The sequence below is a fragment of the Leifsonia sp. NCR5 genome, assembly GCF_002105485.1.
GTDB lineage: Bacteria > Actinomycetota > Actinomycetes > Actinomycetales > Microbacteriaceae > Leifsonia.
The window spans coordinates 157,355-173,042 of the sequence record NZ_NCSR01000008.1 but is presented as its reverse complement, the minus strand read 5'-3'; the positions used below and the strand labels follow the sequence as shown (position 1 = coordinate 173,042).

Below are 15,688 nucleotides of genomic sequence, written 5' to 3'. Positions count from 1 at the left end.
GCGGTCCCGAGGCAGGGGAGCGTGGCGACGGCGCGAGCGACACGAGCGGCGCAGGTAGCGCGAGCCAGGGAGGCGACTCGCTCGCGGGCGGGGGTGGCCTCGAGGCGCATCACGCGCATCCACGGGGTGACGGCACGACCGGGGACGTGTGGCTCGGCAGCGAGTTGCACCGGGCGGTCGAGTCCGCCCGCGACGAAGGGCTGGCGGTGAGCATCTCCGGCGACCGGGATGTGATCGGCCGGCTGTCGGAGGAGCGCAGGCGGGCCGTCGGGCTGGCCGTGCGGCAGTGCCTCGTCAACGTGGTGCGGCACTCCGGGAGCGCGACCGCTGAGGTGACGCTGTCGTCGTCGGGCGACTCGGTTTCCGTCATGGTGGTGGACGAGGGGCATGGATTCGTGCCGTCGGCTGCTGCGGCGGACAGACTCGGGTTGCGGCAGTCCGTGCACGACAGGATCGGACGCGTCGGCGGCGCCGTGACCATCTACTCGAGCGAGGACGTCGGCACCACCGTGCTCATCGTCGTCCCGGCCGGCGACGAGGAGGCGGCGGGATGACCGCGCTCGACGACGCCACCATCGTGCGGCTGCGATCCGGGTCGTTCGAACGCACCCCGCAGCGGCTCGACCCGCTCGGCGTGCAATCGGCGTGGATGCTCGTCCCGCTGCTCTGCGTGGTGGCCGTCGGGTACGCCGTCTACTCCACCGTCCAGCACGCCCACCAGCTGCGCGACCCCGCGCTCGCGTACTCCGCCATTGTGCTGCTCGTCCTCGCCGGCATCGCGTTCTCCGTGCGCGCGCATCCGGCCCTCGCTCCGTTCGGACGCGGCGCGCACCTCTCCGTGATGGCGGTGACGCTGATCGCAGCCCTCGCGTTCACGGCGGCGTCGTGGGGACGCAACCTGCGCATCCAGGACGACTGGGGGCAGATCGCCGTCGCCCTGTTCCTGATCGCGATGCCGTTGTACCGGCCGATCTCCGAGGTGATGGGGGTCGCCATCGTCTCCGCGTTCGCACTCGGGCTCTCCTCGGCGCTGCAAGGGCCCTCGCTCGCGCTGGTCACGAGTCCCGTCGTGTACTTCACCGTGTCCGCGACGCCGATCGTCGCGCTCGCGTTGGGAGGGTGCGGGTACGCCTGGACGATGACGGGCGAGACGCTGGCCTGGCGGCAGGTCGCCAAGCGCGGGCAGGCCGAGCTCGACACCGAGCTGCGCGAAACCGCCAGGCGCATGGTGGGGCAGGAGCAGATGTCCACGCTGAACGAGTCGACCGTGCCGTTCCTCGCCGACCTGCTGCGGCGTGGCGAGATCACGCAGGCGGACACCGCTGAGGCACGCGAGCTCGCCATCCGGTTGCGCGACGGGACCGTCACCGCCGTCGACCGCACCTGGCTCGCCGAACGCCTCTCCCACGCGCTCGCCCAGCGCGGACTCGACCAGCGCACGACGCGCACCCTCCGGATGGTCGACGACCCTGAGCGGCTCGACAGGGTGCTCAGTGACGAGCAGCGGGCGATCGTCGGCGCCATCATCGCGACCGTCGCGGCGCTGCCGGGGCTCGACCCGGCGTCCGTGCGCATCGTCGCGAGCAACCCGGAGCATCCGGCGTTCGAGCTGACCGCGGCGGCCGGGCAGATTCCGCGCGACCAGCGGAGGGCCGTCGCCGCACTGCTCAGCTCCCTGCGCTCGGTGTCGATGGATGCGTCCATGCGCAGCCGGGGCCAGAACATCACGATCCGTTTCGCCGACCCGGAAGGGGAGAACAGGTGACCAGCGCATCCACTCCGCCACCGCCGATCCGCCTGGCGCTGCTCGACGACCACGAACTGCTGCTCGACAGCCTCTCGTCGTGGATCGAGAAGAACGCCCCCGACCTCGACCTGGTGCTGCGGGCCAGCAGCTGGCTCGAACTCGTGCACAGCGACCAGTTCCCCACCGATCTGGTCATCATGGACCTGCAACTGCGGGAGACCATCTCCATCGGCGCACGCGTGCGCACCTGCCGGGCGGCGGGGGCGAAGGTGATCGTGCTCAGCGCCGTCGACACCGCCGAAGACCGGGATGCGGCGCTCGCCGCCGGCGCCGTCGCATACCTGAGCAAGACCCAGCCGATGTCCGAGGTGCTCGAGGCCGCCCTCAGTGCGATGGGCCGTGGCACGGACGACACGCAGAAGACCGCGCAGCAGGAACCGGCGTGGCGACCGAAGCCGAGCATCCCGGAGTCCGCGCGACCGCGGCTCAGCGACGGAGAGCGGCAGGCGCTCACGCTCTATGCCGACGGCAGGACCACCTCCGAGGTCGCCAAGGCGATGAACGTGCAATACGAGACCGCGAAGACCTACCTGCGCAGGGTGAGGGAGAAGTACGGCAAGGCGGGGAGGCCCACCAGTTCCCGCGCCGATCTGATCCGGCGCGCCGCCGAGGACGGCTACCTGACCTGACGTTCGGGCGGCACCCCCTAGGATCGGTGCGTGGCAAAACTGTATTTCCGCTACGGCGCGATGAACAGCGGTAAGAGCACGGCGATGCTCCAAGCGGCCTACAACTACGAGGAGCGCGGTCATCGCGTGCTGCTCACGAAGCCGTCGATCGACACCAAGGGCGACATGGGCATCCTGTCGCGACTCGGGGTGACCCGCGACGTCGACTACCTGCTGGCGCCGGAGTCCGACGCGTACGGCAAGTTTCAGCAGCACAGGGAGCGCACGATCAAGCGGTTCGACCGCGATGTGAGCGCCCTCCTCGTCGACGAGGCGCAGTTCCTGACGGAGGCGCAGATCGACGACCTGCTCCGGATCGCGCTGCTCGAGAACATCCCGGTGCTGGCGTACGGCATCCGCACCGACTTCCAGACCGTCGCCTTTCCCGGCAGCAGGCGGCTCCTCGAGATCGCGCACACCCTCGAAGAGCTCAAGACGATCTGCCGCTGCGGCAGGAAAGCCATCTTCAACGCGCGCAAGATCGACGGGATCTTCGTCTTCGACGGCGACCAGGTCGCGATCGACGGCGCATCCGTCAGCTACGAGTCGCTCTGCGGAGCCTGCTACCTGCAGGAGAGCCAGGGCGTGCTCAACAACGGCCGCAGGCACTGGCCACTCGACGCCGCCGCGTACACTGACGAGCCCGACCCCGACTTCACCTGATCGTCCGAGCACCCGCTCCCCGGAAGAAACGACTTCAGCATGAGAATCTCCGTGATCGGCTGCGGCTATCTCGGTGCGGTGCACGCCGCCTCCATGGCACACCTCGGCCACGAGGTCGTCGGCATCGACGTCGACGAACGCAAGATCGCCCTGCTGTCCTCCGGCCAGGCGCCGTTCTTCGAGCCCGGCCTGCCCGACGTGCTCGCCTCCTCGATCGCATCCGGTCGTCTGCGGTTCACCACCGACTTCGCCGCTGCGGCGGACGCCGACGTGCACTTCGTCGCGGTCGGCACCCCGCAGGTGGCCGACGGAGACGCCGCGGACATGCGCTACGTGGATGCGGCGTTCAGCACCCTGCTGAAGCACGCGAAGCCCGGGGATGTCCTCGTCGGCAAGAGCACCGTGCCCGTCGGGACGGCGGCGCGGCTGGCCGAGCAGGTCGAGTCGACCGTGCCGGGCGCGACGCTCGCGTGGAACCCGGAGTTCCTGCGAGAAGGCTTCGCCGTGAAGGACACGATCGCCCCCGACCGGCTCGTCTACGGCGTCCCGGCCGGCGAGGCGGGGGAGCGCGCAGCGCGCATCCTGGACGAGGTCTACGCCTCGGCGGTCGCCACCGGCACGCCGGTGATCGTCACCGACTACGCCACGGCCGAGCTCGTGAAGGTTTCGGCGAACGCGTTCCTGGCCACCAAGATCAGCTTCATCAACGCGATGGCGGAGATCGCGGAGGCCACAGGAGCGGACGTGACCCAGCTGGCCGACGCGATCGGCCACGACGCGCGGATCGGCCGTCGCTTCCTGAACGCCGGCGTCGGCTTCGGCGGCGGCTGCCTGCCCAAGGACATCCGGGCGTTCAGCGCCCGGGCGCGGGAGCTCGGCAAGGGGGAGGCGCTGGCCTTCCTCACCGAGGTGGACAAGATCAACCTGCGACGCCGCGAGCGCGTGGTCGAGCTGGTGCGCGAGGAGGTGGGCGACCTCGAGGGAGCCCGCGTCGCGATGCTCGGGCTCGCCTTCAAGCCGCACTCGGACGACATCCGGGACTCCCCGGCGCTCGACGTGGCGATGCGGCTCGCGGAGGCGCGGGCCGTCGTGACGGCCACCGATCCTGAGGCGCTGGAGAGCGCGGCGGGCAAGGCCCCGCAGCTGACGTACGCCGCGTCCGCCGAGGAGGCGGTGCGCGACGCCGACGTGGTGGTGCTGCTCACCGAGTGGCCGCAGTTCACCGGCCTCGACCCCGCTGCGATCGGCGAGCTGGTCGCGCGTCGCAGCATCATCGACGGCAGGAACTGCCTCGACCCCGCAGCCTGGCGGGACGCCGGATGGACGTACCGCGGACTCGGTCGCTGACCGCATCCGGAAATACCCCCGGTTCTGGGTGGGAAGAAACCCTCCGCAAAAAGTGAGGAATTGTTAGATTAGTCGTATGGCGACGTCTGGCAGCACCCCGTACACCCCGGCCGGGGCTCCGCCGCGCCCGCAGAAGAACCCCGCGAGGCGCAGGATGATCCTCTGGATCGTGGCCGCCGTCGTGTTCGTGCTGCTGCTCGTCGGCGCATGGGTGAGCATCCGGGGGCTGCTGGCGAAGAACGAGTTGGAGTCGGCGCTTCCCGCGGCCAAGCAGGTGCAGACCGCTGTGGTCGCCGGCGACATCGCCACGGCCAAGACCGCGGCGAAGACCCTGCGCACGCACGCGGCGGAGGCGGCCTCCCTGACCGGCGACCCCGTCTGGCGCGTCGCGGAGCTGGTGCCGCTGCTCGGCTCGAACCTCACGGCTGTGCGCGTCTCCGCCGCCTCCACCGACCAGCTCGCCTCCGAGGTGATCGACCCGCTGGTCGGGATCGCGAACCAGGTCGACCCTCGCGCGATCAAGCCGGTGGACAAGAAGATCGACCTCGCGCCGATCGCCGCAGCCAGGCCGGTGGTGGTGAAGGCGCAGCTCGCCTTCCACCACGCCAAGACCGAGGTGGACGGCATCGACACCGAGGGCACCATCCCTCAGGTGACCAGCGCGGTCGACCGGCTGCGCACCCAGCTCGGCAAGGCGGCGACCGTCGTGGATGCGGTGGGCAACAGTGCCCGTCTGCTGCCCCCGATGCTCGGGGCGGACGGGCCGCGCACCTACCTCGTGCTCGTGCAGAACCCGGCGGAGCTGCGCGCGACCGGCGGTCTCGTCGGCGCGCTCGCCCTCATCAAGGCCGACAACGGCGCGATCTCGCTCGAAGCGCAGTCCTCCGGAACGAGCATCGGCCCGTGGCCGGCTCCGGTGTCCGCGATCCCGGCGTCCACCCAGGGGCTGTACGGCCCGCTGCTCGCCCGGTTCATCCAGGATGTGAACCTCACGCCGCACTTCCCGCTCGCGGCCACCACGGCGGCCACGATGTGGAAGGAGACCCACGGAGGGGCGGTGGACGGCGTGCTCACGATCGACCCCGTCGTGCTCACCGGGCTGCTCAAAGCGACGGGACCCGTCGCGCTGCCGACGGGCGATATGCTCACCGCGGCGGACGCCATCCCGCTGCTGCTGAGCGAGAGCTACAAGAAGTTCGCGCTGCCCGAGCAGCAGGATGCGTACTTCGCCTCGGCCGCGACCGCCGTCTTCGACAGCGTCGCCTCCGGCAAGGCGGACGGCGGCGAGCTGGTGAAGGCGCTCGCGAACGCCGGAGCGCAGCGGCGTCTGCTGGTGTGGAGCGCGCATCCGGAGGAGCAGAAGGTGCTGGCACCGACGACGCTGTCCGGCGCGCTTCCCGCATCCGACGCGTCGACCGCCGGTCTCGGCGTGTATTTCAACGACGCCACCGGCGCCAAGATGGACTACTACCTCACCGCCAAGGTCGAGGCGGGCACGGCGATCTGCCGGGTGGACGGCAAGCCGACGAGCAGGATCACCGTCACGCTCACCAACAAGGCCCCGGCTGACGCCGGCACGACGCTGCCCGACTATGTCACCGGCGCAGGAACATACGGGGTGCCGCCCGGCAACATCCGCACACGCGTCGCCGTGTACGGAGCGACGGATGGCCTGCTCGTCTCGACCACCAGCGACGGGGCTCCGTACGCGACCATTTCCGGCACGGACGAGAAGCGGCCGGTGAGCGTCTTCACGGTCGAGCTGGCTCCCGGGGAGTCGAAGACGGTCAGTGTCGACCTGCTGAATGTGAAGCAGACGGAGCCCGGAATGGATGTGGAAGTCACACCGACGCTGCCGCGGACGTCCCCCGATGTGGGGGCATCCGGAAAGGTGTCGGTCGTTGCCCTGGACTGCGGCACGACGGTAAAGTGAGGAAACGTCAAGTTTGACGTACCCGTGCACTGATAGGCCTCCCCGAAAGGCTCCCCGAATGTCCAAGAAAGTTCTGGCAGCGCTGATCATCGGCGCTGCGATCGCCCTCGCGGCACCAGCCGCCGCCAACGCCGTCCCGTACACCCACGGCGGCGACTGCAGCATCAGCCCCACCACCGTCGCAGCCGGTGGCACGAGCACGATGACCTGCGCGCCCGGCACGTTCAAGCCGTCCGAGGGCGTCCAGTACGTCGTCTCCGGCAAGGACGCGTCCCAGGCCACCCTCAGCTCGGACCCCACGGCCACCCCCCAGGGCGGCTCGCAGGTCGAGGTCACCGTCCCGCAGGATGCGAGCGGCGCGTACACCGTCACGGCGACCGGCTCAACGAGCCAGGCCGCCTCCGCAGTGACCGTCACGGTGCTCCCCGCCGACGCTCCCGCATCCACCACGAGCTCCAGCTCGACCGGTCTCGCCTCCACGGGCTCGACCATCGGCTGGTACTTCGCCTGGATCGGCGGAGCACTGGTGGTCGTCGGCCTGATCGTGCTCTCGCTCATCGCGGCGGCACGCCGCAGGGCGAGCCAGTCCTGATCGCAGCGGAACGGGTGCGGCTCACAACGAGGTGAGCCGCACCCTTTCTCTCGAACGGGAAACTTCCCGCCTGGGGGAATCGCAGCACCGCGGCGGCGGTTGACTTCCACGTGACCACGCCAAGCCCTGCACCAGCACCCGTCCCGCTCAACGTCCTCGATCTGGCCAACCGGCCGTACGGGGGCACGAACGCGGACGCCGTGGCGGGCAGCGTCCGGCTCGCGCAGGCCGCGGAGGAGCTGGGCTACCAGCGCTTCTGGGTGGCCGAGCACCACGGGATGCCGGCCATCGCCTCCAGCGCGCCGGCCGTGCTCATCGCGGGGATCGCGGCCGCGACCTCGCGCATCCGGGTCGGCAGCGGCGGCGTGATGCTGCCGAACCACGCGCCGCTCGTCGTCGCCGAACAGTTCGGGACGCTCCGCGCGCTCTACGGCGACCGGATCGACCTCGGCATCGGCCGCGCGCCGGGAACGGACGGGGCGACGGCGATGGCCCTCCGCCGCAGCACAGAAGGTCTCGGCGTCGACGACTTCCCGCAGCAGCTGCTCGACCTGATCGGCTTCTTCACCGGCGGCATGAGCGACGCGAACCCGCTGCACAGCATCATCGCGGTGCCCGGCCTCGGCGACGCCCCGCAGATCTGGCTGCTCGGATCGAGCGGCTTCAGCGCGCAGGTCGCCGCCGCCCTCGGGCTGCCGTTCGCGTTCGCGCACCACTTCGCCGGCGACCACACCGAGGAGGCGCTCGACCTCTACCGCTCGCGGTTCGAGCCGAGCGAATCGCTCCGGGAGCCGCACACGATGATCGCCGTCAACGTGGTCTCCGACGACGACCCCGAGGTGGTGCGCGCCCTGTCGCTCCCCGGCCAGCTGTCCTTCCTCCGGATGCGCATGGGAGCCAAGCCGCAGCCGGTCAGCATCGAGGAGGCGCTGGCCTACGAGTTCAGCCCGCTCGAAGAGGAGTTCATCGCCGCCAGGAACGCCAGGCAGGCGGTCGGCACCCCGCAGGAGGTCAAGACTCGGCTCGAAGCGCTGCTCGCCTCCACCGGGGCCGACGAGCTGACGATCGCGTCCGGCGCTGCGACCGTGGATGGGCGCATCCGGTCGCTGGAGATCGTGCGGGACGTGCTCGGAGGCTCGGCAGGGTAGCGCTCCTCGGCGGCGCTGCGCCAGCACATGTCGACGAATGACACAGTGTTGCGCTATCCGTCGCACCGGTTGCTGCGCATCCTGAACGGCTTCTCTAGCGTGGTCGGACATCACCCGTCCGTGCACCCCCGAGGAGTCCCCCCATGCGTTCGCGCACCCTCCGCACCGCCATCGCAGCCACCGCTCTCGCGCTCTCCAGCGCCCTGGCGCTGACCGCGTGCGCCGGTTCGTCCACAGCCTCCACCGGTGAGAAGGTCACCGGCGGCACCATCGTCTACGCCCACCAGCAGGAGCCGGCGTGCGTGTTCGGCGGCTGGATCGAGCAGGCATACCTCTCGTACCAGGTGCTCGACAACCTCACCTCGCTGGATGCGGACCACAAGGTCGTCCCCTGGCTCGCCACCGCCTGGAAGCAGTCGGACGACGGCCTCACCTGGACCTTCACGCTCAAGAAGGGCGTGACGTTCACCGACGGCACCCCGGTGACCGCCGCCGCCGTCGCGTACAACTTCGACTACTGGGTCAAGGGCGGCAACAGCACGGCCAAGGTCTGGCTGAACGGCTACTACTCGTCCGCGAAGGCGGTCGACGACCAGACCCTGCAGGTGAACCTCTCGAAGCCGTACCCGCGGCTGGCGGACAACCTCAGCCAGGGCTACTTCGGCATCCAGTCGCAGCACGCGCTGGAGACCCGCACCAAGGAGCAGAACTGCGAGGCGCCGATCGGCTCCGGCGCGTTCGTGGTGAAGAAGTGGAACCGCGGGCAGGACATCGTCCTCACCCGCAACGCGAACTACACGTCCTGGCCGGCCAACGCGAAGCACACCGGCCCGGCCTACGTCGACGAGGTCGACTGGAAGTTCGTGGCGGACCCGACGACGCGCGTCGCCGCGCTGCAGAGCGGGCAGGTCGACGCGATCTACGACGTGCCGGCCATCCAGTGGAAGACGCTCAAGGAGGGCGGATACCAGCTGGAGAAGTACGTCACCCCCGGCCGCCCGCAGCAGATCTCGTTCAACACTCAGAAGGGTCCGTTCACCGACGAGAAGGTGCGCCAGGCGTTCGCGTACAGCCTCGACCGCAAGCAGATCGTCGACACCATCGGCCAGGGCGTCATCCCGGTCGAGGGCAACGGCGGCGTGAGCCAGGCGACCCCGGGATACAGCGAGAAGGCCGCGAACTGGTACCACCAGGACACCGCGAAGGCGAACGCGCTGCTGGATGCGGCCGGCTGGTCGCAGAAGAACAGCAAGGGCGTCCGCGTCAAGGACGGCAAAGCGCTCAGCGTGATCCTGCCGTACGGCGCAGGCTCGATCATCAACTCCGACGGCGCCGCCATTCTGCAGGGCGTGAAGGAGCAGGCGTCGAAGGTCGGCTTCGACGTGCAGCTCATCCCCGTGCCGCAGAGCGAGTTCTTCGCCGGGAAGTACTCGACGCCCGACGACCACGACCTGAGCGTCGGCTACTGGACCGCCGTGACCGCGGGCATCCTCTACATCAACTGGCGCCCGTCCACCGCCGACGACCCCAACTACGCCAACTCCGCCTTCTACAACGACCAGACGCTCGCGCAGTACATCCTCGACGGCAACTCCGCAGCGACCGTGGATGCGCAGAACGCCTCATACGAGAAGGCGCAGGACTACATCGCAGAGCACGCGCTCTCCATCGGCGTCTACGACAGGCTCAGCACCCTCGCGGTCTCGACGAAGCTCAAGGGCGTCTGGCAGGAGCACGCACAGGGAGGACCGACGTTCTATGACGCATACCTCACCAAGTAGCGAGACCGTCCAGGTCTCGCCGGCCGTCGCGGCCTCCTCCCCGATCGGGGAGGAGCCGCGGCGACCGCGCCGCACCCGGCGCGTGTTGTTCACGGTCGGCCGCAAGGTCGTGTCCGCCGTCGTGGTGCTCTGGGGCGCCGCCACGGTCGCGTTCTTCGCCCAGCTCGCCCTCCCCGGCGACAGGGCCACGGCCATCCTGAACATCCGGGCCGGTCAGGCGCAGCAGCGCACCCCGGCGGAGCTGGCGCAGATCAACGAGCAGTACGGCCTGCACCGCCCGGTGATCGTGCAGTACCTCGACTACCTGCGCGGCCTGCTGGCCGGTGACTTCGGCTCGTCGTACCAGCAGTACCGCCCTGTCACCGCGATCATCGGCGAACAGCTGGGCGCCACCGTGACCCTGTCGCTGACAGCGATCGTCTTCGCCTGGGTGCTGATGATCGTGTGGGTGACCGTCACCGCCGGTCGCGGCCCCCGCGTCGGCGCGCTCGGCGCCACCGTCGACGTGGTCGCGGCCGGGCTCCCCGCATACTGGCTCGGCATCATCCTGCTGCTGGTGTTCGGTCTCGGCCTGCGCTGGTTCCCGATCATCGGCGGCACCGGCGTGAACGGGCTGATCCTGCCCGCGCTCACCCTCGCCATCCCGCTCGCCGGGTTCATGGCGCAGAGCACGAGGGCCGAGTTCGAACGGGCGCTCGAACAGCCGTTCGTGCTGTCGGCCAGGATGCGCGGGATGGGCGAGTGGGGCATCCGGTTGCGGCACGTTCTGCGGCACGCGGTCATCCCCGCGATCACGCTCTCCGGCTGGGCGCTCGGTGCGACGCTGTCCGGCGCCGTCATCGTCGAGTCGATCTTCTCCCGGCCGGGCATCGGCTCGGTGCTCGTCGGGGCCGTGAACAACCAGGACCTGCCCGTCGTGGTCGGCATCGTCACGCTCGTGGCCGTCGTCTACGTGGTGGCGAATCTGCTCGTGGACATCGTCTACACCATCATCGATCCCCGGATGGACCTGTCATGACAGCACTCGGCACACCTTCCGTCGGCAGCGGAAACCGCGCATCCCGTGTCGGAGCGGCGGCCTCGGCCATCGCACGGCGCCCGTGGGGGCTCTACGTCGCGGTCGCCTTCGCGCTGCTCCTCGCCGTCGCCGCCTTCGCCCCGCAGGCGCTCACGGTGCACGCGCCGACCGCCATCGACTACGCCTCAGCGCTCAAGCCGCCGTCGTTCGCGCACTGGTTCGGCACGGACGAGTCCGGCCGCGACCTCTACACGCGCGTGGTCTGGGGCGCCAGGGAGTCGCTGCTGATCGGCCTCGGCGCCGCGGCGGTCGGCGTCGTCACCGCACTGATCCTCGGCTCGATCGCCGCGCTCGGCCCGAAGCCGGCCGCGGTCGTGGTCGACCGGTTCGTGGAGGTCATGTTCGCCTTCCCCGCCCTGCTGCTCGCGCTCCTGCTCATCGCCATCGCCGGACCGTCCGCCGCTACCGAGATCTTCGCGGTCGGTCTCGGCACGGCGCCCGGATACGCGCGCATGATCCGCGGGCAGATCCTCGGCGCCAGGAACTCCGGCTATGTCGAGGCGGCGACCGCCCTCGGGCACTCGCGCTGGCGCATCATCCGCGCGCACATCCTGCCGAACGCGCTGCGCCCGCTGGTCGCGGTGTTCGCCCTCTCCGTCGGCCAGTCGATCGTCTGGGCGTCCAGCCTGTCGTTCCTCGGCCTCGGCGTCGCCCCTCCGTCGTCGGAGTGGGGCGCCCTGCTCGACGCGGGCCGCGCGTACATCACCCAGGCCTGGTGGCTCGTGGTGGTCCCCGGACTGGTCATCGTCGCCGTGGCGCTCGCCGCGACCACGATCGGCCGCCACCTCCAACTCCGTCTCGAGAAAGGAGAGCGCTGATGAGCGTCACCCAGGAGAGCCCAGCGGCCGCGGACAGCGTGGTCGACGAACTGGACTGGCCGGCCACCCGGCTCCGCGTCCAGAACCTCAGCACCGCGTTCCGCATCGACGGCGCCGTGCGCCAGGTCGTGTCCGGCGTCTCGTTCGACCTGCTGCCCGGCCAGTGCGTCGCGATCGTCGGCGAGTCCGGCTCCGGTAAGAGCGTCACCGCGCGGTCGATCGTCGGTCTCGCCGGCCGCAACGCGATCGTCGACGCCGACGTGCTCGAGATCCACCACGAGGACGTGCGGTCGTTCACCCCGCGTCAGTGGAGGCGCATCCGGGGCAGGGACATCGGCTTCGTGCTGCAGGATGCGCTGGTCTCGCTCGACCCGCTGCGCCCGGTCGGCCAGGAGATCGCAGAGGCGCTGCGGCTGCACGGCTGGGGCGACAGAGCGGCGAGGAAGCAGCGTGTGCTCGACCTGCTCGAACGGGTCGGTGTGCCGTTCCCCGCCGTGCGGGCGCGTCAGCGGCCGGACCAGCTCTCCGGCGGGCTGCGCCAGCGCGCGCTGATCGCCACCGCCATCGCCCTCGACCCCGACATCGTGATCGCGGACGAACCGACGACGGCGCTCGACGTCACGGTGCAGTCGCAGGTGCTCGCCCAGCTCGAACGGATGAAGGCGCGCGGCGCATCGGTCATCCTGATCAGCCACGACCTGTCCGTCGTCGCCCGCCTGGCCGACCACATCCTGGTGATGCGCGGGGGCCAGGTGCTCGAACAGGGCAGTATCGCATCAGTGCTCGGCTCCCCGCAGCACGAGTATACGAAGGCGCTCATCGCCGCGGTGCCGAGCGAGGCCACGCGGGGCACCCCGCTGAGCCCGGCGTCTCCGCCGTTCCCCGAGGTGCGGGATGCGGTCGCCGGCGCGGCTCAGGATGCTCCCGTCCCCGAGGCGCCCGTGCTCCAGGCCACCGACCTGGTCAAGCGGTTCCACACGGCGGACGGCACGGTCACCCGCGCCGTCGACGGCGTCTCGTTCGCGCTCGCGGCGGGGGAGACCCTCGGCATCGTCGGGGAGTCCGGCTCCGGCAAGAGCACGACGGCCAGGCTCGCCCTCGGGCTCGAAAGCCTCGACGGGGGAGATGTGCGCCTGCTCGGTCAGGCGTGGTCGAGCCTGAGCGAGCGCAAGCGCCGTACGCTCCGGCGTCGCATCTCCGTGGTCTACCAGGACCCGCTGAGCTCGTTCGATCCGCGCTGGAACGTCGAGCGCATCCTGCTGGACGCCCTCCGCGGCGAGCGGTTCGCCGATGCCGCGGCGAGGAAGGCGCGCCTGGTCGAGCTGCTGCGGCAGGTCGGGCTCACCGCCGACGTGCTCGGCCGGTTCCCGCTGCGCCTCTCCGGCGGCCAGCGGCAGAGGGTCGCCATCGCGCGCGCCCTCGCGCCCCGCCCGGCCGTGATCGTGCTCGACGAGGCCGTCTCTGCACTTGATGTGACCATCCAGGCCCAGATCCTCGACCTGCTGGTCGCCCTGCAGCGCGAGTCCGGCGTCGCGTACCTGTTCATCTCGCACGACCTCGGCGTGATCAGCCACCTGAGCGACCGCGTTCTCGTGATGAAGGACGGCGTGGTGGTCGAGCAGGGGAAACCTGACGACATATTCCTCCGCCCCCAGCACCCGTACACGCGAGACTTGATCGCAGCGATCCCCGAATTCGACCCGGCATCGTTCGCCGGGCGGCAGAACGACAGCGCGCGCGTCGCGCAGGAAGGCGCCTGAGACCCATGCCAGAGCGCAAACAGCTGTTCCTCAACCTGTTCGAGATGGCCTGCGTGAGCCATATCACCCACGGGCTCTGGCCGCTGCCCGGCAACAACAGGGAGCGCTTCGCCGACCTCGACTACTGGACGGAGCTCGCCCAGATCCTGGAGCACGGCGGCTTCGACGGCGTCTTCCTCGCCGACGTGATCGGCGCGTACGACGTGTTCCGCGGCGGCCCGGAGACGGCGCTGCGCGAGGGCCTGCAGAGCCCCAACATCGACCCGCTGCTCGTGATCCCCGCGATGGCCGCCGTCACCAAGCGCCTCGGTTTCGGGGTGACCTTCTCGACCACCTACGAGCCGCCGTTCGCGTTCGCCAGGCGCATGTCCACCCTCGACCACCTCACCAAGGGGCGGGTCGGCTGGAACGTCGTCACCTCCTACCTGCCCAACGCCGCCCACAACTTCGGGCTCGACGGCGAGGTGCCGCACGACCTTCGCTACCAGTACGCCGACGAATACGTGGACGTGCTCTACAAGCTGTGGGAGGGATCGTGGGACGACGACGCGGTGGTCGCCGACCGCGAGCGCCGCATCTTCACCGACCCGTCGAAGGTGCGCTACATCGACCACGTCGGAGACCGCTTCACGGTCGCTGGGCCGCACATCGTGCATCCCTCTCCCCAGCGGACGCCCGTGATGTTCCAGGCGACCGGGTCGCCGGCCGGCATCGAGTTCGCCGGCCGCCACGCGGAGGTCGTCTTCACCGGGGGCCGCACCAGCGAGGAGTTCCGCCGGAACGCCGACGGGATGCGCGACGCGGCGGAGCGCCACGGCCGGGGCAGGGACGCGGTCAAGTTCATCGCGATGGCCGGGGTGATCGTCGGGCGCACGGAGGAGGAGGCCGCGGACAAGTGGCGGCTCTACCAGCAGCACTCGAGCCTCGACGGCATCCTCGCCCACAGCAGCCTGCCCGTCGACCTCACCGCGTTCCCGCGCGACATCACCGTGCGCGAGGCCCTGCTGCGGGCCGAGTTCCCGGCAGAGCGCGTCCCGTTCCTCCCACTGGACAGGACGGTCGGCCAGGCGCTCGACTTCATCGGAGGCAACCGCGACGACCGCTTCCTGGTGGTCGGCACCGCCAAGACGGTGGCGGACGAGATCGAGCGCTGGCTCGACGAGGACGGCCTCGACGGCATCAACCTCCGCCAGTACCACTCGTTCGACACCGCCCGCGATTTCGCCGAACTGGTCGTGCCGGAGCTGCGCAAGCGCGGCCGTCTGCCCGAGGAGGGTGCGCATCTCGGGACGCTGCGCGAACGGCTGTTCGGCGCGGGGAACAGCCGCCTGCCGGACGACCACATCGGAGCCCGCTACCGTGGGGGAGCGAACCTGGACAACCCGGTCGGGCCGCTGCAGCTCGGCACAGCGAACGTCGGGTCGTTCTGATGGCGGACGAGCGCAGGATCTCGGTGGTCGGCGTCAGCGGCAGCCCGACGCATCCCTCGCGCACGACGGTGCTCGTGCGGGAGGTGACGGAGGCGTTCGCCGCCGCGGTGGGCGGTACGGCCACCACGGTCGAGCTGGCCCCGCTGCTCGGCCAGCTGAGCCTCGGGCCGTTCCGCAACAGCCTCGGCCCCGACGCGATCGCAGCGCTCGAAGCGGTCGAGGCGGCCGACATCGTGGTCGTCGGCTCCCCGGCGTACCGGGCGACGTACACCGGCCTGTTCAAGCTGTTCTTCGACCACGTCGGGCAGTATGCGCTGGTCGACAAGCCGATCGTGCTCACCGCCACCGGCGGCAGCGAACGTCACGCCCTCCTGGTGGAGCACCAGATGCGGCCGTTGTTCGGCTTCTTCCAGTCGCTCACCCTGCCGCTCGGCATCTACGCGAGCGAGCGCGACTTCACCGACTACGCCGTCTCGTCCGACGACCTGCGCGCCAGGATCGACACCTCCATCGCCAGGACGCTGCCGTACATCCGCACCCACATCGACCCGCACGCGGAGGAGCTGACGGTCGACTTCGCCCGCCCCGACGCGTTCTAGGCGCGCCCCGCGCCGCACGAGATACCAGAAACTGCGCCCGAATGCGCCGAATCCGGCGCAGTTA

14 protein-coding genes are annotated in these 15,688 nt (G+C 70.2%); all 14 read left to right on the top strand.

What is annotated here, in order from left to right; genetic code table 11:
* Positions 1-554 (top strand): sensor histidine kinase (locus B7438_RS09190; protein ID WP_373270192.1); only part of this gene is annotated, 554 nt, incomplete at its 5' end.
* Positions 551-1,765 (top strand): hypothetical protein, encoded by a 1,215-nt coding sequence (locus B7438_RS09185; protein WP_085369247.1) that lies wholly within the window; start codon positions 551-553, stop codon positions 1,763-1,765. The genes B7438_RS09190 and B7438_RS09185, both read left to right, overlap by 4 nt.
* On the top strand, positions 1,762-2,436 hold the full coding sequence (locus tag B7438_RS09180; RefSeq protein WP_085369246.1) for a DNA-binding response regulator: 675 nt from the start codon (positions 1,762-1,764) through the stop codon (positions 2,434-2,436). Before B7438_RS09185 ends, B7438_RS09180 begins: the two co-directional genes overlap by 4 nt.
* 30 nt (positions 2,437-2,466) lie before the next feature.
* Positions 2,467-3,138: a thymidine kinase gene (locus B7438_RS09175; RefSeq protein WP_085369245.1), complete on the top strand. Its 672-nt coding sequence runs from the start codon at positions 2,467-2,469 to the stop codon at positions 3,136-3,138.
* A gap of 39 nt (positions 3,139-3,177) precedes the next feature.
* Positions 3,178-4,485 (top strand): UDP-glucose/GDP-mannose dehydrogenase family protein, encoded by a 1,308-nt coding sequence (locus B7438_RS09170; RefSeq protein WP_085369244.1) that lies wholly within the window; start codon positions 3,178-3,180, stop codon positions 4,483-4,485.
* 76 nt (positions 4,486-4,561) lie between these two features.
* The gene (locus B7438_RS09165) at positions 4,562-6,418 is read left to right on the top strand and encodes a DUF4012 domain-containing protein (protein WP_085369243.1); all 1,857 of its coding nucleotides are present in this window, start codon (positions 4,562-4,564) and stop codon (positions 6,416-6,418) included.
* 58 nt (positions 6,419-6,476) lie between these two features.
* Positions 6,477-7,010, top strand: a complete 534-nt coding sequence (locus B7438_RS09160) for a hypothetical protein (protein ID WP_085369242.1) — start codon at positions 6,477-6,479, stop codon at positions 7,008-7,010.
* A 110-nt stretch (positions 7,011-7,120) separates the two neighbouring features.
* A complete protein-coding gene (locus tag B7438_RS09155) occupies positions 7,121-8,158 on the top strand; it encodes an LLM class flavin-dependent oxidoreductase (protein WP_085369241.1) in 1,038 nt (345 codons plus the stop codon).
* 143 nt (positions 8,159-8,301) lie between these two features.
* Entirely contained in the window at positions 8,302-9,939 is a 1,638-nt protein-coding gene (locus B7438_RS09150) for an ABC transporter substrate-binding protein (protein ID WP_085369240.1), read from the top strand.
* Positions 9,917-10,957, top strand: coding sequence for an ABC transporter permease (locus B7438_RS09145; protein ID WP_085369239.1), 1,041 nt, complete (start codon positions 9,917-9,919; stop codon positions 10,955-10,957). Before B7438_RS09150 ends, B7438_RS09145 begins: the two co-directional genes overlap by 23 nt.
* Positions 10,954-11,835 (top strand): ABC transporter permease, encoded by an 882-nt coding sequence (locus B7438_RS09140; protein ID WP_085369238.1) that lies wholly within the window; start codon positions 10,954-10,956, stop codon positions 11,833-11,835. The genes B7438_RS09145 and B7438_RS09140 overlap by 4 nt, the downstream gene beginning before the upstream one ends.
* Positions 11,835-13,595, top strand: coding sequence for an ABC transporter ATP-binding protein (locus B7438_RS20970; RefSeq protein WP_085369237.1), 1,761 nt, complete (start codon positions 11,835-11,837; stop codon positions 13,593-13,595). Before B7438_RS09140 ends, B7438_RS20970 begins: the two co-directional genes overlap by 1 nt.
* Positions 13,596-13,600: 5 nt before the next feature.
* On the top strand, positions 13,601-15,025 hold the full coding sequence (locus B7438_RS09130) for an NtaA/DmoA family FMN-dependent monooxygenase (protein WP_085369236.1): 1,425 nt from the start codon (positions 13,601-13,603) through the stop codon (positions 15,023-15,025).
* The gene (gene msuE / locus B7438_RS09125) at positions 15,025-15,624 is read left to right on the top strand and encodes an FMN reductase (protein WP_085369235.1); all 600 of its coding nucleotides are present in this window, start codon (positions 15,025-15,027) and stop codon (positions 15,622-15,624) included. Before B7438_RS09130 ends, msuE begins: the two co-directional genes overlap by 1 nt.
* Positions 15,625-15,688: the final 64 nt, after the last annotated feature.

What these genes read in the sequence shown, in the direction of transcription:
- B7438_RS09185 (WP_085369247.1), top strand. Translation starts at nt 551, where the DNA reads ATGACCGCGCTCGACGACGCCACCATCGTGCGGCTGCGATCCGGGTCG.
- B7438_RS09170 (WP_085369244.1), top strand. Translation starts at nt 3,178, where the DNA reads ATGAGAATCTCCGTGATCGGCTGCGGCTATCTCGGTGCGGTGCACGCC.
- B7438_RS09165 (WP_085369243.1), top strand. Translation starts at nt 4,562, where the DNA reads ATGGCGACGTCTGGCAGCACCCCGTACACCCCGGCCGGGGCTCCGCCG.
- B7438_RS09160 (WP_085369242.1), top strand. Translation starts at nt 6,477, where the DNA reads ATGTCCAAGAAAGTTCTGGCAGCGCTGATCATCGGCGCTGCGATCGCC.
- B7438_RS09150 (WP_085369240.1), top strand. Translation starts at nt 8,302, where the DNA reads ATGCGTTCGCGCACCCTCCGCACCGCCATCGCAGCCACCGCTCTCGCG.
- B7438_RS09145 (WP_085369239.1), top strand. Translation starts at nt 9,917, where the DNA reads ATGACGCATACCTCACCAAGTAGCGAGACCGTCCAGGTCTCGCCGGCC.
- B7438_RS09140 (WP_085369238.1), top strand. Translation starts at nt 10,954, where the DNA reads ATGACAGCACTCGGCACACCTTCCGTCGGCAGCGGAAACCGCGCATCC.
- B7438_RS20970 (WP_085369237.1), top strand. Translation starts at nt 11,835, where the DNA reads ATGAGCGTCACCCAGGAGAGCCCAGCGGCCGCGGACAGCGTGGTCGAC.
- B7438_RS09130 (WP_085369236.1), top strand. Translation starts at nt 13,601, where the DNA reads ATGCCAGAGCGCAAACAGCTGTTCCTCAACCTGTTCGAGATGGCCTGC.
- msuE (WP_085369235.1), top strand. Translation starts at nt 15,025, where the DNA reads ATGGCGGACGAGCGCAGGATCTCGGTGGTCGGCGTCAGCGGCAGCCCG.